Below are 22332 nucleotides of genomic sequence, written 5' to 3' on the forward strand. Positions count from 1 at the left end.
GATAGCCGATCGGTGGATCCGGTTAGTGTCGTCCTCGAACGGACCGCAGGCTCTCGCGCGGGAGAACACGGCGGGTGGACCCCTCGGGGAAAGGAAGTGGCGTGTTCGAGCGCATCGGGGAATTCGTCGACGCAGTACCCGAGTTCGACCGGTTCGCGGGGGTCGACGAGCTGGTGGCGGCGATGCGGGAGATCGCGCGAGAACACCCGGAGCTGGCGGAGATGCGCCGCATCGGCACGTCGCGCGACGGGGAACCGCTGTGGTCCCTGACCATCCGCGGCGGTGAGGAGCAGGTGCTGGTCGTCGGAGGGGTGCATCCCAACGAGCCGATCGGAGGGGTGTCGGCGCTGCACCTGGCTCGACGCCTCGTCGAGGATGACGGCCTGCGCCTGGAGTGGGGCTGCACCTGGCACATCGTCACCTGCATCGACCCGGACGGAACGCGGTTGAACGAGCCGTGGTTCGAGCCGCCGCTGACCATGGCGAAGTACGGGCGCTCGTTCTACCGGCCGGCCACCGACGAGCAGGTCGAGTGGTCGTTCCCCTTCGCCCACAAGAAGACCGAGTTCGACCGCGTGATTCCCGAGACCGAAGCGCTGCGGGAGCTCATCGACGAGACCCGGCCGATCATGCTGTGCTCTCTGCACAACGGCGAGTACGGTGGCGTCTTCTACTACCTCAGCAGCACCAGTCCGCGACTGAACGAGCAGCTCACGACCCTTCCGAGCCGGTTCGGGCTGCCTCTGCACACCGGGGAGGGCGAGGCGCCGTTCATCGAGCGGCTGGCCCCGGCGGTGTTCCGGGCGTTCACCGCGGAGCAGGAGTACGACTACCTCGAAAGCCTCGGTCTCGACCCGACCGAACGCGCCGGCGGCGAGTCGAGCTACGCCTACGCGAACCGCTACGGAACCGCGTACCTGGCGACCGAGGTGCCGTACTGGGCGAACGCCGACGCCGACGATCACACGCCGCTCGACGTGTCCTACTCGGACCTGCTGAGCGAGCGCGCGGAACTCACCAGCGAGACGTCCCGGGTGCTCACGACCGCGTTCGACGCCGTCCGGTCCGAGCTGCACGTCCGTTCTCCGCACCTGCGCGCGATGGAGTGCTTCCTGCCGTTCCTGCGGACCTCCGCCGAAGCTGACCGGGTTCGCGCCGGCACGGAGGACAACCGGCGCCCTGCGGTCGTGGCGGAACGCTTCATGGTCACGGCCATGACCCACTCGACGCGGGTGCGGTTCGCGGGCATGCTGCTCTCGGCGCTGAGCGCGGAGATCGCTCGAGGCAACGACGCGGAGGAGCTCCGGGTCGAGCACGCCCGGCTGACGGAGGTCTTCGACCGCTGGGCGGCGGAGGCCGACGCCGACGTGCCGCCCACCCCGATCCCGATCAGGAAGCTGGTCGGTGTCCAGTGCGGAGCGATCCTGGCCGCGGTCGCGGACCTGGTCGCTCCGCAACGCGTCCGGCTCCTCCGCGCGGGCCGCGGTTGAGCCGGGCAGCCCACTCCTCGAACGATCCGTCCGTCGAGGCCACCGCCGAGCACGCGGCGGTGGCCTCAACTCCTGCACCCGGATGTGGCAGAAGAGCCCTGGGAGCGGACGATCAGCGGCTGACCTTGTCCAACCCCGTCCGGAGCCGGGCCAGGGTGCCCTCGACGTCGCCGAGCTTGTCGAGCCCGAACAGGCCGATGCGGAAGGTGGAGAACTCGGCAGGCTCGTCGCAGTGCAGCGGCACACCGGCCGCGATCTGGATACCGGCCTTCTTGAAGCCGGCACCGCTGCGCAACTCCGGGTCGTCGGTGTGGACGACCACCACGCTGGGGGCTGCGAACTCGTCGGCGGCGACCGACGGGAGCCCGTGCTCAGCGAGGAGCGTGCGCACGCGGCTGCCGAGGTCGACCTGCGCGGCGCGGAGAGCTTCGAGCCCGCGGTCGCGGGTCGCGAGCATGAGCTCCAGGTTGTGCGCGAGGGTGTCGGTCGGCATGGTCGCGTGGTACGGGGTCTGGCCCTGCGTGTACGCGTCCGCGATCGACAGCCACTTCTTCAGGTCAGCGGAGAAGCTCGTCGACGTGCTGGCCTCGACCGCGGCCCGCCCGGCCTCGCTGAGCATGACGTAGCCGGCGCAGGGGGACCCGCTCCAGCCCTTCTGCGGCGCGCTCAGCAGAACGTCGACGCCGAGGTCGGTCATGTCGACCCAGAGCGCTCCGGAGGCGATGCAGTCCAGGACCAGCAGGCCACCAGCCTCGTGGGTGGCCTCGGCAAGGCGGCGGAGGTAGTCGTCCGGCAGCAGCATGCCCGCGGCGGTCTCGACGTGCGGCGCGAAGACCACCTCGGGCCGCTTCTCGCGGATGACGGAGACGACCTCGTCGATCGGAGCCGGCTGCCACGGGGCCTGATGCGACGCATCGACCGGTCGTGCCCGGCACACCGCGTGGTCCTGCGCGATCGAGCCCATGTCGAGGATCTGCGACCAGCGGTAGGAGAACAGCCCGTTGCGCACCACGAGGCAGCGGCGGCCGGTCGCGAGCTGGCGGGCGACGGCCTCCATGCCGTAGCTGCCACCTCCAGGCACCAGCGCGACGCTGTCCGCTCGGTAGGTCGTGCGCAGGACGTCGACGATGCCCTGCATCACGCCTGCGAAGCGCTGGGACATGTGATTCAGCGAGTGGTCGGTGAACACCACCGAGTACTCGAGCAGGCCACCGGGATCGATATCATCATGAGGCAGTGCCATGCCCGTAGCCTGTCACAGGCGGAGGAGCCGGGTGCGGACACCACCGCGGGCCGGCCTCGTCGAGTTCGCCGGGCGGCGCTGCTGGGGATGGCGTGCTTCGAACCTGGCGTGATGCGTTCTCGGGTTCGGAACAACCACGGCGCGATCGCGGACGCTCCCTTCAGCCGCGATCGGTGGGGGCGTCGTCGATGATCTTGTTGAGGCGCAGCGCGAGTTGGATCTCCAGCGAGATGTCGGGTGCCTGCCAACCTTCGCCGAGGAGCGTCCCGACGCGCTCCAGGCGCTGCGAGACGGTGTTGACGTGGATCTGCAGGCGCTCCTTGGTGCGGTTGAGATTCATGTGGGAGGCGAAGTAGGCCTCGAGCGTCTCGGTCAGCTCGGTGCCGCGAAGCGCGTCGTAGTCGAGGACGGGCCCGAGGACCGACCGGATGTAGCCGCGGGCGTCGGCTCTTTCGCCGAGCACCATCCCGATGAACCCGAGGTCGCTCATCGCCGCGCCATCGCCGTCGCGACCGAGCGCGAGCAGCGCGCGCATGCACCTCCTGGCTTCGGTGTAGGTCTGCGCGAGGGCTTGTGGTCCCGAGGCCGGCCCGGCGGCGCCCACGGTCACGCGAGCACCGAGTGAGTCGGTGAGCCCGCGGGCGAAGGACTTGGCGGCTTCGCCGGGTTCGGTGTTCGGCAGCAGTGCGACCTGGTCCTCGAGAGCGCCGGCCACGCCACCGGCGGCCCGGGCGTTCCAGGCGACGGCTGTGGCCAGCCGCTCTCTCGGGACGCCCTCGGCATGCGCCACCAGCACCGAATGCGGGCTCGTGAGTTCGACGCCGAGCCGACGTGCGCGCGCGACCAGCCCCGCGGGGTCTCGCTGCGGGGCGGTGAGCAGGTCGGCGACCAGCTCACCGCCGACCTTGTTCTCGGCTTCGGCGGTGGAACGCTGGAGCAGGAGCAGCAGAGCGGTGACCACGCCGGCTCGTTCGAAGACGCGGCGGTCCACGTCGGAGAGCGCAGGGCGTTCGGTGAGGACCAGGCTGCCCAGGAGTTCGGGTCCGGCAAGAACGGCGTGCACCCAGTTGTTCTCGTGCGCTACGGCGCGGCCGGCCTTGCGCGATGCCGCGACCGCTTCGTGCGGCTGCGGCAGGGGACCGGTTCCGACGCGCGCGAGTTCGTTGCCGTCGGCATCGTGGATGGCCAGGCCGCCAGCGAACATGGTCGCAACCGCCGCGGCGACCTCGGAGATGTCCTCCTCGCGGAGCACCAGATCGGTGAGTCGGTCGTGGGCGTGCTCCGAGTGCTGCATCGCCTCGTTGTGCTTGCGGATCGTTTCGTTGGCCTCGTTGAGCTCGTCGACCGCCTTGCGCGTTTCCTCGATCAACCGGGCCGTGTCGATCGCGATGGCCGCGTGGTCGGCCAGCGAGGCCAGCAGCGCCACCTCATCTCGTGAGAAGTCGTGCGCTGTGCGGAAAGCCGCGAAGAGCACGCCGATGACCTCGTCGTTGAGCGACAGCGGCACGCCCAGGATGGCGACCAGGCCTTCCTCGTCGACGGCAGAGTCAATGGGGGTGGTGTGGGCGAACCGGGAGTCCGCGGCGTAGTCGGCGGTCGCGTACGGGCGGGCTGTTTGGGCGACGAGGCCGCCGAGGCCCTCGCCCATGCCGAGCCGGACCTGCTGGAATCGCGCCGAGATCGATCCGTCGGTCACCCGCATGTAGGTCTCCTCGCGGGTTTCGTCGTTGAGCGACAGGTAGGCGATGTCAGCAGCCAGCAGCATGCGGGCGCGGTGCACGATCGAGCGTAGGACCGCGTTCAGGTCGCGCACCCCGGCCAGGTCGCTGGCGCTGTCGAAGAGCGCCGCCAACTCCGTTTGCCTGCGTTCGTGTTCGGCGACCTTGCGGTGCACCCGGAGCGCGAGCTCGCTGGCCTTCTCGATCTCCTCGAGTTCGGCCTCGGACGCTCCGGACGTGCGGGCGGTGACGGCGACCTGCGCGACCTGCTCGCTCGGCGCGTTGTCAGCGAGCAAGGTCAGCAGGCGCCGCAGCGCCGCTGCTGCCTGATCCATGCGCCCAATTCTCCTCGGCGGAATCGGGGGCACCAGCCGGACGGGGAGCCGGCTGGTGCCCGGCAGGCAGGACGGAGCTAGACCACCTGGCGGGGTTGCTCGGAAACCGAGCCGAGCCCGGTTGCTCGGGTCTCGCGGGACACCGCGGTGGCGATCACGGTGAGGGCGGCTCCTGCTGCGACGTAGAGGGCGACCGGCGCTGCGGTGCCGTAGCCCTTGAGCAGCGCTGTGGCGATCAGCGGTGCGAGACCACCGGCGACGACCGAAGCGAGCTGGTATCCGATGGAGGCACCGGAGTAGCGCACCTGGGTGCCGAAGAGCTCGGAGAAGAACGCGGCCTGCGGACCGTACATCGCGCCGTGCAGGACCAGGCCGACCGTCGTGGCCAGAGTGATCACCAGGGGAGACGCGGTGTCGAGCAGCCCGAAGAACGCGAAGGCCCACGCACCGCTGCCGAGCGCGCCCATGATGATCACCGGACGTCGTCCCCATCGGTCCGACAGCGCGCCCCACAGCGGGATCGTCGCGAAGTGCACGATCGACCCGATGAGCACGGCGTTGAGCCCCACGGACTTCGGCAGACCCACCGGGCCGGTGAGGTAGACGAGGATGAACGCGGTGATCACGTAGTAGGTGGTGTTCTCGCCCATGCGCGCACCCATCGAGATCAGAACCTCGCGCCAGTTGTCCCGCAGCACCCGTGCGATCGGGGCGCGCACCACCGCTGAGTTGCGCCTGGCCTGCTCCGCGGCCTCCAGGAACACCGGCGACTCCGTCACCGAGAGCCGGATCCACAGGCCGATCATGACCAGCACGCCGGAGAGCAGGAACGGGATGCGCCACCCCCAGTCCAGGAACGCCTGGTCGGACTGGACCGCGGCCAGGATGGCCAGAACTCCTGTGGCCAGGAGGTTGCCGCCTGGAGCACCGGCCTGCGGCCACGACGCCCAAAAACCTCTGCGTTGTGGTGATCCGTGTTCGGACACGATGAGAACCGCGCCGCCCCATTCGCCGCCGAGCGCGAAACCCTGCACCAGGCGCAAGGTCGTCAACAAGATCGGAGCCGCGATGCCCACGGAGGCGTAGGTGGGCAACAAGCCCATCGCGCAGGTCGCGCCGCCCATCAGGAGCAGGCTGAGCACCAGCAGCCGCTTGCGGCCGACCTTGTCGCCGAAGTGCCCGAAGACCAGGCCGCCCAGCGGCCGGGCGCCGAATCCCGCCGCGTAGGTGCCGAAGGCCAACAACGTTCCGGTCAGCGGATCGGAGTTCGGGAAGAAGAGCTTGTTGAACACCAACGCCGCCGCTGAGCCGTACAAGAAGAAGTCGTACCACTCGATCGTGGTGCCCACCAGGCTGGCACCGATGATCCTGGAAATCGATGTGCGTTCAGGTGTGGATTCCTGTGTCATGATGCACCGCTTCGTCGTTGGAGCAGGATGTCTGGCAGCAGCACGGCTAGTGCGCGGTCCACCCGCCGTCGAGGGACAGCGAGCTTCCCGTCATCGAGGCGCACCGGTCGCCGCTCAGCCACAGAACGGTTTCGGCGACCTCGCTGGGTTCGATCAGCCTCTTGATGCCGGCTCGGGAGAGGAGGACGCGTTCGGTCACCTCGTCCTCGCTGATCTGATGGGCCCGCGCTTGGTCGGTGATCTGGTTCTTCACCAGCGGGGTGCGCACGTACCCCGGGTTGATGCAGTTGCTCGTGACCCCGAACTCGGCACCTTCGAGAGCGGCGGTCTTGCTCAATCCCTCCAGCGCGTGCTTGGCCGAGACGTAGGCCGACTTGTACGGACTCGCGCGCAGGCCGTGGACGCTGGAGATGTGCACCAGGCGTCCCCACCGCTGGGAATACATGTGCGGAAGGCACTGCTGCATGAGCAGGAACGGTGCCAGGACCATGACCTTGTGGATCAGGGAGAACCGTTCGGCTGGGAACTCGTGGATCGGAGCCACGTGCTGCAACCCGGCGTTGTTGACGAGGATGTCGATTTCGCGAGGTAGTCCTGCGATCGCATCGGCGTCCGACAGATCGACGACGTGGGAGTCGCCGCTGATCTCGGTCGCGAGGGACGCAGCGCTGCGCTGGTCGACGAGGTGCACGGCGGCGCCGGCGCCGGCCAGCGCTTCAGCGCAGGCCTTGCCGATCCCACCCGCGGCGCCGGTGACGAGGGCGACCTTGCCCTCCAGCGCTCGTGCGTTCGCCGCGGTGTTGTGCGGGTCACTTGTGGCCATGACGGACAAGGTAGGATGCCTGCCCGAGGGATGGCATGTGGTGTCAGCACACAAACATCTCGGGGTCCATGTGCGTGCGACACATGAGCGCAGCAGGGCGCACGCGCATTCGTCGGCTTCAGCGCTGATCAGATGCGGGTGCTCGCCTTCGCAGGCGCAGACCCAGCGCCGAAGCGGCGAGGAACACCACCCCCACCAGCAGCACCACGACCGGCCCGCCGAGCGCACCACCCGTCCAGTCCCAGACCGCTTCGGGCACCGCCACCGTCACGGCGAGCACGCCCAGCGCCAGCAAGACCACGGCCCGCTCGACCAGGTAGCCGCCGAAGCAGAGCAGCCCGATCACCAGGGTCAACCCGTAACCCACCCACGACGGGCCCAGGCTCACCGCGTACTGCGCCCCGGCCAGAGCGATCAGCACGCCCGCCCCGAGGACCGGGCGGCGGTGACGCACCACGCCAAGAACAGCGAGTGCGGTCCACACGGCGCCCAGTGCCACCAAGCCCGTCGTGTGGGCCGGTGACGAGCTGTCGAACCATTCGGCAACCGCGGCGGCCACCACGCCGACGCTGAACCCGACGGCCGCCAGCAGAACGGGGAGCCCGCCCACCACGACGTATCCGAGCAGGGCGACGAGCAGACCGGTGGCCGAGGCCGCCAAGGACTCGAGCACGTCTACGCCGCTCGCGACGGCGAGCGCCGCCGTGCAGGAAGCCAAGGCGATCAGGGCGGACACGATCCGGCTGCGCGCAGACGGTTCCGCTTCGCCGAACGCGCGCAGCGCACGTGGCCCGCCGACCATGACCAGTCCGGCGCCGACCAAGGCGAGGGTCGCGGCGACCAGCAGGGCAACGCGCCCGGGGACTGCCAGGGCTTCCCAGTACATCCCCACCAGCAGAACGGCACCACCGAGGACGAGCGCACCGCCGATGTAGCCGAGCACCTCCCACACGGCCGTGCGCGAGGCCCAGGCCGCACCCCGCTCGCGGTCGAGCTCGTCGAGGACGGCGTCGACCTGCTCGCGGGAGAGCACGCCCCGTTCGCCCAACCGCTCCAGGCGTGCGCGTTGCTCCGAGGAAAGCCGCTGCGAATTGCTCATCGACGGCATTACAGCATCACCGCAGCCACAAGTCCTTAGGTGCTTCTACTCAACACCTCGCCCTCTCGACCAACCTGAGCAACCCCGGTCGTGTTCGTTGGGGGCTCGCTCGAGGTGTTGTCGACCGGTAATGAGATGCCTGCGAGGTGGACCTGCGCCGGGTGCGAGGGCGTCGCAGATGCTTCGGCGGGCACCCGAGGCGTCGTGCCGGCGGTGCTCACGGATCCCCGGTGGAGTGGCCGGTACGACGATGACGGTGTCTGCGGTAAACCGGCGTGCAGAGGACACAGAAAGGCGGTGAGCGGGGTGAACCCGTTCGATGATCCCGATGCCACGTTCCTGGTGCTGGTCAACGACGAGGGGCAGCACTCGCTGTGGCCCGCGTTCGCCGATGTGCCCGACGGGTGGCGCATCGCGCACGACCAGGACACGCGAGCGGCTTGCATGGCCTACGTCGAGGAGAACTGGACGGACCTGCGTCCCGCGAGCTTGATCGAGGCCATGGGCGGCTGACCGGCTCGCCGCGCGATCCCCGGGGCTACGTGGCCCTCGCCAAGCGCTTCGATGACGTCGAGGTTCACCCGTCCTGGTGGCCGGTGCCATACGTCTGGTCAGCGGCGGACACCGAGCGGAAGGCCATCGAGCGGGACGTGCGTCTTGGTGGCGCGGCGGTGCTCCTGCTCGGCCAGCTTCGCGTAGATCTCCTCCTGCGAGACGAGCAGCTGGTCCAGCTACGGTGACGGCGTCGACAAGGGTTGCGGCAGCTCGGGCTTCTGGAAGATGAGCAGTGCGCACATCTCTGCACATCTGCGCCCCCACGTCGTGCCCGACTTCGCCGGTGCGCTGATGACGATGTCACCTTCGCGCAGCGGGAAGTCGCCCCATCTTGACCGTTGGGGACTGATGGGCCCTCTTGACCGGTGCAATGCAGGCGGTCAAGTGCGTCGGCGTGCGGTCATCGTGAGCTGGTTCTTGATGTTGGCCTTCGGTGAGGGATGACAGAAGACGCCGACGTGGGGCAGGAGCTTTCCGGGCGCGACCTCACGCCTTCGTCATCGGTGCTCGGGTCGCTCGGCGGGGAGCTCATCGTGTCGACTGCGAGATTGCTGCCAGGTCGAGGATGAGGTCGCGGACTGAGGAGGCACGCATGCGGTCCCGTCGTGAGGTCGGGTCGCTGCACAGGAGCAGGGGACCGTCGAGCGGGTCATCGGGGAGGCGGCCGTGCGTGCCTTTGACCCAGCGTCCGGTGGTCGGCACGACGTTCATGGCGTAGCGGAGGCCGAGCTTCTTGCGGGCGAGGCCGATCGCGGCGCGGAGCTTCGCGGTGCGGTCGGCGGGGTCGAGGAACAGTTCGGCCGGGTCGTAACCGGGTTTGCGGTGGATGTCGACGCCGCGCGCGAAGTCCGGAGCCCGTGCGTCGTCGAGCCAGTAGTAGTAGGTGAACCAGGCGCGTGGTTCGGCGACGAGGACCAGCTCACCGGCTCGGTGGTGGTCGATGCCGAAGTCGTGTTGCGCGTCCCGGTCCAGGGCCAGGTCGACCCCGGGCAGGGCTTGGCAGAGCTCGCGCACCGGTGCTAGATCGGTGGGGTTCTGGACGTAGACGTGCGCGACCTGGTGGTCGGCGACCGCGAAGGCGCGGGACGTCCACGGGTCCAGGTATTCCATGCCGTGCTGGGCGTAGACCTCCAGCAGGCCTGCTTCGCGCAGCGCGCGATTGATGTCGACGGGTTGTGAGGCGGGGGTGATGCCGTACTCGCTCACCACGACGACCGTCGCGCCCTGCTCCTGCGCGTCGTCGAGCAGCGGTGTCACGGCGCGGTCGACGTCGCGCACGGCCGTGAGCGCCTGGGGGCTGTCGGGTCCGTGTCGTTGCAGGTCGTAGTCGAGATGCGGGACGTAAGCGAGGGTGAGGTCGGCTTCGGGCAGCAGCCGTCGGGTGGCCGCGACGATCCACTCGGTGGAGCGCAGCGACGCGGTCGGACCCCAGTAGTTGAACAGGGGGAACGCGCCTAGCGCCTGCGTCAGCTCGTCGTGCAGTTCCGGGGGCCAGGTGTAGCAGTCCGGGGACTTGCGCCCGTCGGCGTGGTAGACGGGTCTAGGGGTGATCGTCCAGTCGGTGCTTGCGCCCATCGCGTACCACCAGCACACGTTGGCCGCGCGATAGCCGGGCCTGGCGCGTCGGGCCGTCTCCCACACCTTCTCGCCGGTGACGAGCCGGTTGTGCTGGCGCCACAGGTGGACCTCGCCGAGATCGCGGAAGTACCAACCGTTGCCGACGGCTCCGTGCTCGCGCGGGGGCAGTCCGGTGAGCATGGTGGACTGCACCGAGCACGTGACCGCGGGAAGCACGGTTTCCAGCGGGGCGTGCCAGCCCTGTTCGGCGAGTCGGTGCAGCCGAGGTGCGTGGTGGAGAAGGCGCGGTGTCAGCCCCACCACGTCGAGGAGCAGGATCTTGTTCACGATGGCTCCAATCCGGTGCGTCGCATGGTCTGGGCTACCCAGCGCAGTTCGCCCGCCAGGCTGGCGATCAGTTCGCCGTCGTGTCGCGGCCGCAGGTGTTTCGGCAGAACCGACCAGGTGTAGGTCTCCATCTCGACGTGGTCGGTGAGTGCGGTGGAGCCGGCGAGCAGCGCGTGCAGAACGGTGTCGAGGTCACCTTGGGTGGACGCCAGCGGGGGATCCGGTTGCCGGTGGATCGGCACGTGGAAGTGCACCCGCCACGGCCCGTCGCCTCGCAGCGAATCACCGCCGTGCAACGCCTCCGGAAGATCGTCGAGCGCGGTGATCCCGGCGGGCCCGCGCTCCCGGACCTGGTGGAGGAAGCGGTCTTCGGCGTAGCAGGACAGTGCGTTCCGGGTGGCCTCGTCGGCGGGGGAGGGGGCGTGCAGGGCCGTGGAGGCCTGGGTCTTCACGATCGGGATTCCGGCTCCGGTGATGCGCCGCACCGATTCGGCGGGGTCCTCGAAGCCCACCGCGAGGTGACAGGCGTCCAGGCACAGTCCGACGTGGTCGGTGTTCACGTCGCTGAGCAGGTCGATCGCTTCGTCGGTGGTTTCGACGGCGCACCCCGGTTCCGGTTCGAGCCCGACGCGGATGTGCTTGCCGGTTTCGTCGGCCGTCGCGGCGAGCCTCTCGCTGAGCTGCCGCATCGAGTCGAGGGCGCGTCGTCGGTGCTCGACCGACCACGGTTCCCGCCAAGCGAGGGGAAGCGTGGAGATGCTGCCGCGTGAGACGTCCTCGGGAAGCAACCGTGCGAGCACCCGCGCGCAGTTCAGCGTGTAGTCCAGCCGACGCTCGTCCGTCCAATCCGGCTGGTAAACGGCATGTTTGACCGCGTCCGCGTGAAAGTGCTGATACGGAAACGCGTTCAGCGTGACGACCTCGAGACCGTGGCTCGCCAGCGTGCCCCGCAGCCGGTCGAGGTCGGGGTGGTCGGCCAGGTGGGCGGCCAGCGGTGCGGGCAGCCAAAGCCCGACGCCGAGTCGGTCGACACCGAGTTCGGCGCGGATGCCGCCTCCGAAGACGCGGAGTTGGCGCAGCAGTCCCTCCAGATCCTCGGCGGGGTGGACGTTCGTGCAGTAGGCGAGGTGGATCCGGGTGCCGTCGCGGTGGGTGAAGCGCATGTCTGGTCCCCCTGCAGCTCGTTCACTGCGGGCGTTGCCCGCGCAGCACCGAATTTCCCTCGAAGGTCGCCGTCTGATCCGCCTCGACCGAGTCGAGAAGCAGCCGCCCGCTCTGGCCGTAGAACTCGACCGGGTTGCGCCACAGCACGCGGTCGACGTCACCCTCGCTGAACCCGGCGTCCAGCATCGCTCGGCCGGTCTTGGCGGTCTTGAGCGGGTCGCTGCGTCCCCAGTCCGCCGCGGAGTTGATGATCATCCGGTCCAGCCCGTGCTCTGCGAAGATCCGCACCATGCGGTGTTCGTCCATCTTGGTGTCAGGATAGATGGAAAATCCCATCCAGCAGCCGGTTTCGGCCACGAGGTCGACGGTGACCTCGTTGAGGTGGTCGATGAGCACGCGTTCGGGTGGTATGTCGGAGGCGGCGACCAGATCGAGGCTTCGCCGGGTTCCCTCCGCCTTGTCGCGATGCGGGGTGTGCACCAGCACCGGCAGTTCGTGTTCTGCCGCCATGTCGAGTTGGCGGGCGAAGACCTTCTCCTCGTCCGAGGTCATCGAATCGAACCCGACCTCGCCGACGGCGACCACGCCGTCCTTGGCGAGGTAGCGGGAGAGCGCGTTGAGCACCTCGCGGCAGCGCGGATCGTTGGCCTCCTTCGGGTTGAGCGCGATCGTGCAGTGGTGGCGAATCCCGAACTGCGCCGCTCGGAACCGCTCCCAGCCCACCAGGCTGTCGAAGTAGTCGTAGAACGACGCGGCGCTGGTACGGGGCTGCCCGCCCCAGAACGCCGGTTCGGTGACCGCGCGAACGCCCGCGGCGTACATGGCTTCGTAGTCGTCGGTGGTGCGCGAGCTCATGTGGATGTGCGGATCGAAGATGCGCATCAGTCCTCCTCGTCCTGGTCTCCTGCTGGTGCGCACTCGGTGTCCGGTTGCAGCAGGCGGTGCGCGTCCTGCGGCACGGATCGTCCGGCAGCCAGTCGTTCGGCGATGTAGGCGCGCACCATGCGGGACAGCTCGGCGTCGGCCCGCTCGGCGATGCCGACGACCGCGTCCAGCGGCACGCCGGTGAACACGCACTTGAGGACGCCGTGGCGCCAGGCGTGGTCGTCGAGGTACTGCGCCGCGTACGTGCCCAGTGATGCGGCGATCAGGCGGGAGTCGTTGCTGCGCAACGCGTCGTGGACCAGCGGGAGCAGCGCGTCGCCGAGATCGAGGTGATCGAGCGCCCGCAGCACCGCGCGCTTCTCCTCGGCGTCGCCGTGCCGGTACAGCGCGGTGATCTCCACCGCGAGGTCGGAGGGGTCGAAGAGTCGCTCGGCAGCCCGGAGCAAGGCGATTCGGACCTCGTCCTCGATGCGAGGTGTGATCAGCCCGTCGGGATCGGCCGGGTCGACGGGGCCGCGGGCGATCGTCCTGGCAGCGGCGGGGAACAGCACGGCGAGCCGGGGCGGGTTCGTCGTGACCTCGTCGATCAGTTCGGCCAACCGCGTTCGGGCGGTCGCGCCGAGCACGTCCTGCGCTGAGCTCATCCGGTCGCCTCCGTCGCGGTCGTGCGAGCTCGATCGGCCGCGACGCGCAGCGCTTCCAGCGAGCGCGCGGCAACTGCGGGCGCGGCGTGGGAGTGTCGGGGGAGCTCGACGCTGACCAGTCCGCGGTAGTCGACGTCGAGGAGCGCGCCGAGGGTGGCCGGGAGGTCGACGTCGCCGTCGCCGAACTCCAGGTGCTCGTGCACGCCGGGACGCATGTCATCGGCCTGGACGTTGCCGAGGAGGTGGCCCACCTCGTGCACGCAGTCCTGCGGCGGCGCCGGTTCGTTGCACACGCAGTGCCCGATGTCGAGGGTCGCCGAGAGGCGGGACGGGTGGCCGAGCCTGCGGCGCAGTTCCGCGACACCGGCGAGCGTGTCCACGAACATGCCTGGTTCGGGTTCGAACGCGCATCGCACGTCGCGTCGTTCCGCTTCGTCGAGCACTTCGGTGACCCCGCTGATGAGCCGGCCCCACCCCTGTTGCGCGGACACCCCCTCGGGCAGCGTGCCGGACCAGAACGACACCGCTTCCGCGCCCAGCCCCTCGGCGATCCGGACCGCGCGTCGGAGGTATTCGATGCGCCTGTCCCGCTCGGTGTCGGAGACCAACGTCGGTTCGTGCTTGTGCCAGGGATTCATGACGTAGCGGGCGCCGGTCTCGATCACGACGGCCAGGCCCCGCGACTCGAGGCTGCGGCGAACGGCGTCGGTGCGCGCGGCGAGATCGGGCGCGAACGGGTCCAGGTGCGGTTGGTCGAGGGTGAGCGCGACCCCGTCGTAACCGAGATCGGCCAGGACCGCGACGGCGTCGTCGAAGCGGTGACCGGCGAATCCGTTGGTGCCGTAGCCGAAGCGGAGGTTCATGTCGGCGACACCACCTTCGACGCCAAGCGAGCGAGCGGACCGGCGCTGAGCAGTGCGCCGGCGACGCCGAGCGCACCGGTGCCGGCCACGAGTGCCGCTTGCAGTCCGATGATGCCGCGCACGCCGACGCCGGTCGCGGTGCGGACGGTGTCCGCGTCCGGGTGACGCGCGGCCCGTGCCTGGGCTCCACCGACCGTCAGGGCGTAGCCGGCGGCGCACGCGAGGCCGGCGGCGTTCGCGCGGCGGGAGGAGCCGGGTAGCAGTGCGGCCGATGCCGCGGCGGCGGAGGTGGTCGCCAGCGCCGCCCAGGCCGCTCGTGACGAACCGCCGTGGACCTCTCCGCGGCTCAGCCCGGTGACCCCGAGGGTGTGCGCGGCGACCGCGCAGGCGGGAAGGACGGCTCGCCGGTGCCCTCCGGCGCCGAGCAGGACGTCGAACCCGCGGGCCAGGGCCATGACCACCGGCCCTGCGCGGGTCTGCTTGGCCGCGAGGTCGTAGGCCCAGGCCGCGGCGGCCACCGGCACTGCCGCTCGCAGAGCGGTGCCGCCGCCTGCGGCCCCGGCGATCCCCAATCCGGCTGCGGTCAGTCCGGTGGCGAGTGCCAGAGCGGTGCGGGGTCGGACCCGGCTGGACGGGATCGGTCGTTCGGGACGTTCCCTCGCGTCCAGTTCCCGGTCGGCGTAGTCGTTGAGCGCCATGCCTGCGAGGTAGAAGCAGCAGGAGGTCATCGGCATGGCCCAGCTGCGCTTGCCGTGAGGCCAGCCGGCGGCTGCCGCCCCGACGAGGCTGTCACCGGGAGCGGTGAGCACGGCGGGCAAGCGCACCAGCTCGGCGAGATCCCGGGCCCTCATCGCTGCTCCCCGGAGCCGATCTGGCCGCACCAGTCGAGCAGCGCACGCCATTGGCCGGCCAGGTCGTGCGGGGTGTCCCCGGCGGGGTCTTTGAAGAAGAAGCCGAGCGACTCGACGGCACCGACGGCGCCTGCTCGGTGAGCCCGCGCCATCAGCCTGGCCAGGTCGAGCACCAACGGGGCCGCGAGTGCCGAGTCGCACCCCTGCCAGGTGAACTGCATCGACATCTTGGTGCCGAGGAATCCTTCGAAGGAGACCAGGTCCCAGGCCGTCTTCCAGTCGCCGAGGTCGGGGAGGTAGTCGATGTGCATCGGCCCGTCGACCGGATGCCCGAGGATGGAGGCCAGCCCCTTGTTCTTGGAGCGGGTCTTGCTCTCCGCTGTCTCCGGGTCGGCGAGGGCCTGGCCGTCGCCACCGCCGAGCAGGTTGTACGACGCCCAGGAGCGGACCCGCAGCGCGCGGGTGGCGAACATCGGCGCCAACGCCGACTTGATCAACGTCTCGCCGGTCTTGCCGTCGGTGCCGGCCCACGGCAGCTGCGTGCGGTGGGCGAGCTGATCGATCGCGGGCAACCGCGGCCCGGGGCTCGGGGTGAACGCGACGAACGGGCATCCGGCGCGCAGTGCCGCGTAGGCGTAGACGCCGCTGGCAGGCAGCGGCGACTCTCCCGCGGCCAGCGCTCGATCCAGTTCGTCCAGATCGCGGTGCTCCGGCGCGAGCTCCAGCGGCGGTTCGGTCGTGGACACGTCGATCACGATCACCCGGTCGAGCCCGTGCGCGGCGCGGAAACCGGCCACATCACGGCTGACCTGCTCGATCGCGTCGCGCTGGAAGCCCGCGTTGGAGGTGATGCCCGGACGGACCCGGGCGTCGACCTCCACCAGTCCGCTGTGCACCGCCCGGGCGAGCTCGTGACCGAAAACCCCGCCGGCGGCGAGAGCCTCGGCGCGCTTGGGCAGGGCGTCGCCGACGACGTCGTGGCCGCCGATGAGAAGATCGTCCACGCCCGGCGGTGCCGCCACCGCCACCTCGGGGAGGTCGGCGACACAACCTGTGCGCGGGGCCAACCCCGCTGTCATGGCGAGCGCGCCCACGGTGGCCGTCGTCGCCACTGAGCCGCGAGCGCCGATGAACCACAGTCCGGTCCTAGGTGCCATCTTTCCCGTGCCTCCCTCGGTGTTGCGGGACGGAGCGGGCCCCGGACGCGGTCGGAGCGGCGACCGCATCCGGGGCAGGTGCTGATCAGCTCGTCGGCTGCAGCACGACCTCGTGCTCACCGGTCAGCGACGGCAGCCCGTCGACGCCCGGGTCGGTGTAGGTCGCCTGGAACACCCCGCGCAGGTTGTCGGTCTCGGGGTCGTGGCCTTCCGGCACCGTGGTCTGGATCGACCCGGAGCAGCCGGAGGCTGTCGTCTGCGGGTGGCCGTGATCGTCGTGCCCGAGGATGTAGGTCACCTCGACCTTCGAGCAGTCGACGGGCTGATCATCGGTCACCGCCACCTCGTAGTTGATGACGTCGCCGAAGGAGAACTGCTGCCCGTCGACCGGCGTGACGAACTGGACGGTCGGGGCGACGTTGCCCACCACGACGTTGACCTCGGCGAGACCGGTCTTGCCGGCGTTCGGGCCGCCCGTGTCGGTGACCCGCAGCATCGCGGTGTAGACGCCGTTGTCGGTGTAGGTGTGGGTCGGGTTCAGCTCCCGCGAGTCGATCGTGCCGTCGGAGTTGAAGTCCCACTCGTAGAGCAGCCGGTCACCGTCGGCGTCGGTGCTGCCGTCGCTGGAGAACGACACCGTCAGTGGCGCCTGGCCGTTGGTGGCGCTGGCCGAGGCCTTGGCCTCCGGGGTGTGGTTGCCGCCGGGGCCGATGTAGTCGACCCGCGACAGCGCCGCCTCCGGGTTCTCACCGAAGTAGCCCTTGCCGTAGTCGAGCACGTACAGCGCGCCGTCGGGACCGAACTCCATGTCGATCGGGCCGGAGAACGGGACGGAGGGCAGCACGTCCTCGATACCGGTCAGCGCGCCGGAGTCGTCGCGGTGGAAGCCCTTGATGTAGTCGCGGGTCCACTCGTAGAACAGCGGCATGCCGTCGTAGTGCTGCGGCCACGCGACCGGGGCCCGGCTCTGCGCGGCGCGCTCGTCGTAGTGGTAGACCGGTCCGGCCATCGGGCCGATGCCGCCCGCTCCCAGCTGCGGGAACTGCTCGGACTGGCCGTAGCCGTACCACACCTGCGGCTGCTCGACCGGCGGCAGCTGGGTGAGCCCGGTGTTGTGCGGTGACTCGTTGACCGGGGCCGCGCAGTTGAACGGCTCGCCGGAGGTGCCGGTGGCGAAGTCGTAGTCGACGTAGGGCAGTTCGGCGGTCGCGCAGTAGGGCCAGCCGTAGTTCCCGGCCTTCCGGGCCACGAACCACTTGCCGGTGCCGGCCGGGCCGCGGTTCGGGTCGGCGTTCTCGGCGTCCGGCGAGTAGTCGGCCACGTAGAGCTCGTTGGTCTCGCGGTTGACCTCGATGCGGAACGGGTTGCGCAGGCCCATCAGGTAGATCTCCGGGCGCGTGCTCGGCGTGCCCGGCGCGAACAGGTTGCCCTCCGGGACGGTGTAGGAGCCGTCGTTCCCGACCTTGATCCGCAGCACCTTGCCCCGGAGGTCGTTGGTGTTGGCCGCGGAGCGCTGCGCGTCGAACGCGGGGTTGCGGTCGGCCCGCTCGTCGATGGGGGCGTAGCCGCCGGAGGAGAACGGGTTGGTGTCGTCGCCGGTGGACAGGTAGAGGTTGCCGCCGCCGTCGAGGACGATGTCGCCGCCGACGTGGCAGCACGTTCCCCGGTCCACCCCGACGTCGAGGATCTTCTGCTCGCTGGACAGGTCCAGCTGGTCACCGTTGAGCTGGAAGCGCGACAGCTGCAGCACGCCGTGGAAGGGCTCGAACTGGTCGGGCGTGCCCGACTCCGGCGCGTCGCCCTCGTTGACGTCCGGTGTGGACGGGTCGTCGGTCGGTGTGTCCAGCGGGGGCGAGTAGTACAGGTAGACCCACCGGTTCGTGGTGCCGTTGAAGCCGGGGTCGACCGCGACGCTCTGCAGACCCTCCTCGTCGTGCTGGTAGACGTCCAACGTGGCCGCGACGGTGTTGCGGCCGGTGTCCGGTTGGTGCATCCGGACCTCGCCCTGGCGGGTGGTGTGCAGGACCCTGCCGTCGGGAAGGACGGCGAGGTCGATCGGTTCGCCGGGATGGTCGTTGAGGACCACCTTCTGGAACTCGCTGTCCGGCGGCGGGGCTTCGGCGGCCGTCGCGGGCGCGCTCATCAAGGCGGTGGTCACGGCGACCACCGCCGCCAGTAACGGGACACGTCGCATGGCAACCTCTCATCGGTTCGCTGATCGTGCGGGTCGGAACGCAGCCGTGCGGATCCCGCCGCCGAATCGACTTCGCGGCGGAATCGTCGTGCTGGAAAAGGAGGAATTGCGCGGTATCGGTGCCGATCAGATGCTCAGCGCGCGCAGGTACCGGTAGCCGACGTCGGCCGTCTGCTGCGGGGTGACGTCGGGAGTGTCGTTCTCCACGACGTACTCCAGCACCGCGTGCGCCCGGAAGATCCGGGCGAAGTCGATGTGCCCGGTGCCCAGGTCGGCCATGTCGCCGTCTTCGGGATGCCGGTCCTTGACGTGGTACTGCAGCACCGCCTGCGGCGCGGACCGGATGACGTCGATGGCGAAGCCCTCCGGGTCGTTCGCGCCTTGACCGCTTTCGATGCCACCGCGCACGGCCCAGTAGAGATCGAGTTCGAGGTGCACCAGAGCCGGATCCAGTTCGGAGGTCAGCACCTGCCAGGGCGTCACGCCGCCCAGATCGGTGGTGAACTCGTGGGCGTGGTTGTGGTAGCCGTAGCGCAGCCCGGCCGCTCTGGCGACCTCGGCTTCGTGGTTCATCGCCTCGGCCCACCGCTTCCAGTCGTCCCGGTTCGGGGAGTCCAGGTACGGCACGACCAGGAACGACTGGCCGAGGGTGGCGGCGTTGTCGATCTTGGTCCGCAACGCCGACTCGCTGTCGGAGATCCCGTCGTGGCTCGACGTCGCCGAGATTCCGATGCTGTCGTAGAAGGTGCGCAATTCGGCTGCGGTGCGGCCGAAGTAGCCGAGCGCCTGCTCGACCTTGGGGTAGCCGATCCCGGCGATGCCGCGCAGGGTTTCGTCGAAACCGGGATCACCCTCGAGCGCTGCGCGCATGGTCCACAGCTGAATGCTGATCTGCCCAGGCGGCACCAGCGGCGCGCCGGCCGAACCCGTAGTTGCCTGGGCGGCTGGCGCGGCTACGCCCGTCGCGAGCACACCGGCACCGAGCGCGCCGACGGTGCGCAGCGCGCTGCGCCGGGAGAGTCGTGTGGCGCCCAGGGACTGGGCCAACGCCGCTTCACCGTTGAAACCGAAACACATCGTCTTGAACTCCTTCGTTCTACGTCTGCGGAGAACTGAAGGCCGCGTCGAATGCCGCGTCCGGTGGGTCGAAGAGCTGATCGCGCACGAAGCTGAGCGCTTCCGGGGCGCCGCGCAGGCGGTCCATGCCCGCGTCCTCCCACTCGATGGAGATGGGGCCCTCGTAGCCGATCGAGTTGAGCACCCGGAAGCACGCCTCCCAGGGCACGTCGCCGCGACCGGTGGACACGAAGTCCCAGCCGCGTCTGGGGTCGGCCCACGGCAGGTGCGATCCCAGCCTGCCGTTGCGTCCGTTGCCGAGGTTGCGCTTGGTGTCCTTGCAGTCGACGTGGTAGATCCGGTCGGCGAAGTCGACGAGGAAACCCACCGGGTCGATGTCCTGCCAGACCATGTGGCTGGGGTCCCAGTTCAGGCCGAAGCCCTCCCGGTGCCCGATGGCTTCGAGGGTGCGCACGGTCGACCAGTAGTCGTAGGCGATCTCCGAGGGGTGCACCTCGAGGGCGAACCGCACGCCTTCGGCGTCGAAGACGTCCATGATCGGGTTCCACCGGTCGGCGAAGTCCTGGTAACCGGCCTCGACCAACTCGGCGGGCACCGGCGGGAACATCGCGACGTACTTCCAGATCGCCGAGCCGGTGAATCCGACGACCGTGTTCACACCGAGCCTGGCGGCCACCCGCGCGGTGTGCTTCATCTCCTCGGCGGCGCGCTGCCGCACGCCTTCCGGATCGCCGTCGCCCCACACCTGGTCGGACAGGATGGCCCGGTGGCGGGCGTCGATCGGGTCGTCGCAGACCGCCTGTCCTTTGAGGTGGTTGGAGATCGCCCACACACCGAGTCCGTACCGCTCGAGGATGTCCACGCGCGACTGGAGGTAGGCGTCGTCCTCGACGGCGCGCCACACATCGAGGTGATCGCCCCAGCAGGCGATCTCCAGGCCGTCGTAGCCCCACTCCGAGGCGAGCCGGGCCACCTCCTCGAACGGCAGGTCAGCCCATTGCCCGGTGAAGAGCGTGACCGAACGTCCCATCCTTGCTCACTCCTCGTCGTCGGGGTTGCTCAGCACGTCGCGCGGTTGAGGGCGACGCGGATGCCGCCGAGCACGTGGCGCACGAAATCGGGTTCGGAGTACGACTCGTCGGTGTGGCCACCACCGGTGTAGAAGGCGCGACCAGCGTCCACCTCGTGGCACCAGGCGATGGGGTGGTCTCCGCCCATGGCGGTGTCGCCCGGGTCGTAGGTGCGCTCGTCCAGCGCGGCCAGGACGTGCACGTCGGGACGCGGACTGGTGCCGTAGTTGTACCACTCGTCGGTGCGCTCCCAGCGGTTCGGCAGGTGCGCGGTGGAGTCGTTGCGGTGGTCCTCTACGCGGACCGTGGCGGGCTGGATGTGCGGGTGGCCGGCGAAGTACGCGCCGACGAGTTCGCCGTAGAACGGCCAGTCGTACTCGGTGTCCGCTGCGGCGTGCACGCCGACGTACCCGCCGCCGGTGCGGATGTAGCGCTCGAAGGCGTCCTGCTGCGGTTGGTCGAGCACGTCACCGGTGGTGGACAGCCACACGACCGCGTCGTAGCGGGCGAGCTCCTGGTCGGTGAACCGCGCGGAATCCTCAGTGGACTCGACGTGGAACCCGTTCTGCCGCCCCAATTCCTCGATGGCGGCGATCCCGGACTCGATGGAGGCGTGCCGGTAGCCGGCGGTCTCGGAGAAGACCAGCACGGTGGGCTGGTCGACCGGTTCCGGTGCCGCCGCCCACGCGGGTGCTGCCAGCGTGCCGGCCAGCAGCATTCCCAGAGCGGCGAGTGTGGTGGTTCGCATGCTGAGCTCCTCTCGATTCAGGAGGCGAACCCGACGTCGAGGTACTGGTCGACGTTGTCCCGGGTCACCACGGCCGAATAGGTCGTCACCGAACGCGGGACCTCGTGCTCGGCCAGGTCGGACACACCGCGTGCTTGCGCGAGAAGTCGTGCCAGCGAGATCGCCGAGGAGCACATCGACGGGCTGTAGAGCACGGTCGCGCGCATCACGCCGTTGCCCGCTTTGATCCGGTCCATCATCTGACGCGATCCCGCGCCGCCGACCATGAAGAACTCCTCGCGCCCGGCGGCCTCGACCGCCGACACCACCCCGATGCCCTGGTCGTCGTCGTGGTTCCACACGGCGTCCAGGTGCGAGGCGGCCTGCAGCAGGTTGGTGGCCTGTCGTTCACCGGTCTCGGCGGTGAACTCGGCGGCCACTCGGCGCGTGACCTTCAAGCCGTGCCGGGCCAGCCCGTCGCGGAAGCCCGCGCTGCGCTCCTGCGTGAGCGGTAGCGAATCGGTGCCCGCGATCTCAGCGATGATCGGGTTGGCCACGTTGGCTCGCCGGAGCTCGGCGGCGATGTAGTCGGCGGCGTTGACGCCCATGCCGTAGTTGTCGCCGCCGATCCACACCCGGTAGGCGTCCGGGGAGTCGAAGACCCGGTCCACGTTGACCACCGGGATCCCCGCCCGCGTGGCGCGAAGAGCCACATCGGTCATCGCCTTGCCGTCGGCGGGCAGCACCACGAGCACGTCGACCTTGGCGTTGATCAGCGTCTCGACCTGGGCGATCTGCTGGCTGACGTCCGAGCCGCCCTCGGTGGGCCGGAAGGTCACGTCCGGCAACTTCTCGGCCTGGGCGCGGGCGTAGGTGGTCATCGCCGCCATCCAGCCGTGGTCGGCGGCCGGCGCCGAGAACCCGATCGTCACGTGCTTTCCGGGGGCGGCGTTGTCACCGCCCGCGGCGACGGCGGCCTGGTTCTCCTGCTGCGGTGGGTTGTTGGCCAGGCATCCGCTCAACACCGCGGACGCGCCGATGGCCGTTGAGCCGAACAGGAGTCTTCGGCGGGACGTTTCGGGCACGGACATGGTTCCTCCACGACACGAGGTGGGGTGGTGTA

General features: G+C 69.6%; 19 protein-coding genes. 2 read left to right on the plus strand and 17 right to left on the minus strand.

Going from position 1 to position 22332, the window contains the following annotated elements; genetic code table 11:
• The first annotated feature begins 101 nt into the window (after window positions 1–101).
• Window positions 102–1490: a M14 family zinc carboxypeptidase gene (locus E1181_RS02565; protein ID WP_132672234.1), complete on the plus strand. Its 1389-nt coding sequence runs from the start codon at window positions 102–104 to the stop codon at window positions 1488–1490.
• A 112-nt stretch (window positions 1491–1602) separates the two neighbouring features.
• Here E1181_RS02565 and E1181_RS02570 read toward each other — a convergent pair whose 3' ends face one another.
• From E1181_RS02570 to E1181_RS02590, 5 genes are all read right to left on the minus strand, one after another.
• Window positions 1603–2733 carry an aminotransferase class V-fold PLP-dependent enzyme gene (locus tag E1181_RS02570; protein ID WP_132672235.1) on the minus strand — a complete coding sequence of 377 codons (1131 nt, stop codon included), beginning with the start codon at window positions 2731–2733 and terminating at the stop codon, window positions 1603–1605.
• 160 nt (window positions 2734–2893) lie between these two features.
• Window positions 2894–4786 (minus strand): helix-turn-helix domain-containing protein, encoded by a 1893-nt coding sequence (locus tag E1181_RS02575; RefSeq protein ID WP_132672236.1) that lies wholly within the window; start codon window positions 4784–4786, stop codon window positions 2894–2896.
• Window positions 4787–4863: 77 nt separating this feature from the next.
• The gene (locus E1181_RS02580; protein WP_132672237.1) at window positions 4864–6195 is read right to left on the minus strand and encodes an MFS transporter; all 1332 of its coding nucleotides are present in this window, start codon (window positions 6193–6195) and stop codon (window positions 4864–4866) included.
• A 46-nt stretch (window positions 6196–6241) separates the two neighbouring features.
• Window positions 6242–7018 (minus strand): 3-hydroxybutyrate dehydrogenase, encoded by a 777-nt coding sequence (locus E1181_RS02585; RefSeq protein WP_132672238.1) that lies wholly within the window; start codon window positions 7016–7018, stop codon window positions 6242–6244.
• Window positions 7019–7136: 118 nt separating this feature from the next.
• The gene (locus tag E1181_RS02590; protein WP_132672239.1) at window positions 7137–8117 is read right to left on the minus strand and encodes a DUF2157 domain-containing protein; all 981 of its coding nucleotides are present in this window, start codon (window positions 8115–8117) and stop codon (window positions 7137–7139) included.
• 306 nt (window positions 8118–8423) lie between these two features.
• Between E1181_RS02590 and E1181_RS31955 the strand changes: the two genes are divergently transcribed.
• Window positions 8424–8630: an MbtH family protein gene (locus tag E1181_RS31955; RefSeq protein WP_235875810.1), complete on the plus strand. Its 207-nt coding sequence runs from the start codon at window positions 8424–8426 to the stop codon at window positions 8628–8630.
• A 570-nt stretch (window positions 8631–9200) separates the two neighbouring features.
• On the opposite strand, the gene E1181_RS02600 is transcribed toward E1181_RS31955, so the two are convergent.
• The 12 genes from E1181_RS02600 to E1181_RS02655 all read right to left on the minus strand — a co-directional run bounded on the left by E1181_RS02600 (window position 9201) and on the right by E1181_RS02655 (window position 22300).
• On the minus strand, window positions 9201–10577 hold the full coding sequence (locus E1181_RS02600; protein ID WP_207921981.1) for an alkaline phosphatase family protein: 1377 nt from the start codon (window positions 10575–10577) through the stop codon (window positions 9201–9203).
• Window positions 10574–11740 (minus strand): metabolite traffic protein EboE, encoded by a 1167-nt coding sequence (eboE, locus tag E1181_RS02605; RefSeq protein ID WP_132672242.1) that lies wholly within the window; start codon window positions 11738–11740, stop codon window positions 10574–10576. Before eboE ends, E1181_RS02600 begins: the two co-directional genes overlap by 4 nt.
• A 22-nt stretch (window positions 11741–11762) precedes the next feature.
• Window positions 11763–12623: a TatD family hydrolase gene (locus E1181_RS02610; protein WP_132672243.1), complete on the minus strand. Its 861-nt coding sequence runs from the start codon at window positions 12621–12623 to the stop codon at window positions 11763–11765.
• Window positions 12623–13270, minus strand: a complete 648-nt coding sequence (locus E1181_RS32695) for an EboA domain-containing protein (protein ID WP_132672244.1) — start codon at window positions 13268–13270, stop codon at window positions 12623–12625. The genes E1181_RS02610 and E1181_RS32695 overlap by 1 nt, the downstream gene beginning before the upstream one ends.
• Window positions 13267–14133 carry a sugar phosphate isomerase/epimerase family protein gene (locus tag E1181_RS32700; RefSeq protein WP_132672245.1) on the minus strand — a complete coding sequence of 289 codons (867 nt, stop codon included), beginning with the start codon at window positions 14131–14133 and terminating at the stop codon, window positions 13267–13269. The genes E1181_RS32695 and E1181_RS32700 overlap by 4 nt, the downstream gene beginning before the upstream one ends.
• Window positions 14130–14984 (minus strand): SCO3242 family prenyltransferase, encoded by an 855-nt coding sequence (locus E1181_RS02625; protein ID WP_132672246.1) that lies wholly within the window; start codon window positions 14982–14984, stop codon window positions 14130–14132. Before E1181_RS02625 ends, E1181_RS32700 begins: the two co-directional genes overlap by 4 nt.
• Window positions 14981–16141, minus strand: a complete 1161-nt coding sequence (locus E1181_RS02630; RefSeq protein ID WP_132672247.1) for an inositol-3-phosphate synthase — start codon at window positions 16139–16141, stop codon at window positions 14981–14983. The genes E1181_RS02625 and E1181_RS02630 overlap by 4 nt, the downstream gene beginning before the upstream one ends.
• A gap of 85 nt (window positions 16142–16226) precedes the next feature.
• Window positions 16227–18335 carry a PQQ-dependent sugar dehydrogenase gene (locus tag E1181_RS02635; RefSeq protein ID WP_132672248.1) on the minus strand — a complete coding sequence of 703 codons (2109 nt, stop codon included), beginning with the start codon at window positions 18333–18335 and terminating at the stop codon, window positions 16227–16229.
• A 126-nt stretch (window positions 18336–18461) separates the two neighbouring features.
• Window positions 18462–19412 (minus strand): sugar phosphate isomerase/epimerase family protein, encoded by a 951-nt coding sequence (locus E1181_RS02640; RefSeq protein ID WP_132672249.1) that lies wholly within the window; start codon window positions 19410–19412, stop codon window positions 18462–18464.
• Window positions 19413–19431: 19 nt separating this feature from the next.
• Window positions 19432–20442, minus strand: coding sequence for a sugar phosphate isomerase/epimerase family protein (locus tag E1181_RS02645; RefSeq protein WP_132672250.1), 1011 nt, complete (start codon window positions 20440–20442; stop codon window positions 19432–19434).
• 29 nt (window positions 20443–20471) lie between these two features.
• Entirely contained in the window at window positions 20472–21230 is a 759-nt protein-coding gene (locus E1181_RS02650) for a ThuA domain-containing protein (RefSeq protein WP_207921982.1), read from the minus strand.
• A 17-nt stretch (window positions 21231–21247) separates the two neighbouring features.
• Window positions 21248–22300, minus strand: coding sequence for a substrate-binding domain-containing protein (locus tag E1181_RS02655; RefSeq protein ID WP_132672251.1), 1053 nt, complete (start codon window positions 22298–22300; stop codon window positions 21248–21250).
• Window positions 22301–22332: the final 32 nt, after the last annotated feature.

It is taken from the genome of Saccharopolyspora terrae, from assembly GCF_004348435.1.
Lineage (GTDB): Bacteria > Actinomycetota > Actinomycetes > Mycobacteriales > Pseudonocardiaceae > Saccharopolyspora > Saccharopolyspora endophytica.

Excerpts from the sequence above, each read along its gene's own strand:
- E1181_RS02570 (WP_132672235.1), bottom strand. The coding sequence starts at position 2,733 with ATGGCACTGCCTCATGATGATATCGATCCCGGTGGCCTGCTCGAGTAC.
- E1181_RS02575 (WP_132672236.1), bottom strand. The coding sequence starts at position 4,786 with ATGGATCAGGCAGCAGCGGCGCTGCGGCGCCTGCTGACCTTGCTCGCT.
- E1181_RS02580 (WP_132672237.1), bottom strand. The coding sequence starts at position 6,195 with ATGACACAGGAATCCACACCTGAACGCACATCGATTTCCAGGATCATC.
- E1181_RS02585 (WP_132672238.1), bottom strand. The coding sequence starts at position 7,018 with ATGGCCACAAGTGACCCGCACAACACCGCGGCGAACGCACGAGCGCTG.
- E1181_RS02590 (WP_132672239.1), bottom strand. The coding sequence starts at position 8,117 with ATGAGCAATTCGCAGCGGCTTTCCTCGGAGCAACGCGCACGCCTGGAG.
- eboE (WP_132672242.1), bottom strand. The coding sequence starts at position 11,740 with ATGCGCTTCACCCACCGCGACGGCACCCGGATCCACCTCGCCTACTGC.
- E1181_RS02610 (WP_132672243.1), bottom strand. The coding sequence starts at position 12,623 with ATGCGCATCTTCGATCCGCACATCCACATGAGCTCGCGCACCACCGAC.
- E1181_RS32695 (WP_132672244.1), bottom strand. The coding sequence starts at position 13,270 with ATGAGCTCAGCGCAGGACGTGCTCGGCGCGACCGCCCGAACGCGGTTG.
- E1181_RS32700 (WP_132672245.1), bottom strand. The coding sequence starts at position 14,133 with ATGAACCTCCGCTTCGGCTACGGCACCAACGGATTCGCCGGTCACCGC.
- E1181_RS02625 (WP_132672246.1), bottom strand. The coding sequence starts at position 14,984 with ATGAGGGCCCGGGATCTCGCCGAGCTGGTGCGCTTGCCCGCCGTGCTC.
- E1181_RS02630 (WP_132672247.1), bottom strand. The coding sequence starts at position 16,141 with ATGGCACCTAGGACCGGACTGTGGTTCATCGGCGCTCGCGGCTCAGTG.
- E1181_RS02635 (WP_132672248.1), bottom strand. The coding sequence starts at position 18,335 with ATGCGACGTGTCCCGTTACTGGCGGCGGTGGTCGCCGTGACCACCGCC.
- E1181_RS02640 (WP_132672249.1), bottom strand. The coding sequence starts at position 19,412 with ATGTGTTTCGGTTTCAACGGTGAAGCGGCGTTGGCCCAGTCCCTGGGC.
- E1181_RS02645 (WP_132672250.1), bottom strand. The coding sequence starts at position 20,442 with ATGGGACGTTCGGTCACGCTCTTCACCGGGCAATGGGCTGACCTGCCG.
- E1181_RS02650 (WP_207921982.1), bottom strand. The coding sequence starts at position 21,230 with ATGCGAACCACCACACTCGCCGCTCTGGGAATGCTGCTGGCCGGCACG.
- E1181_RS02655 (WP_132672251.1), bottom strand. The coding sequence starts at position 22,300 with ATGTCCGTGCCCGAAACGTCCCGCCGAAGACTCCTGTTCGGCTCAACG.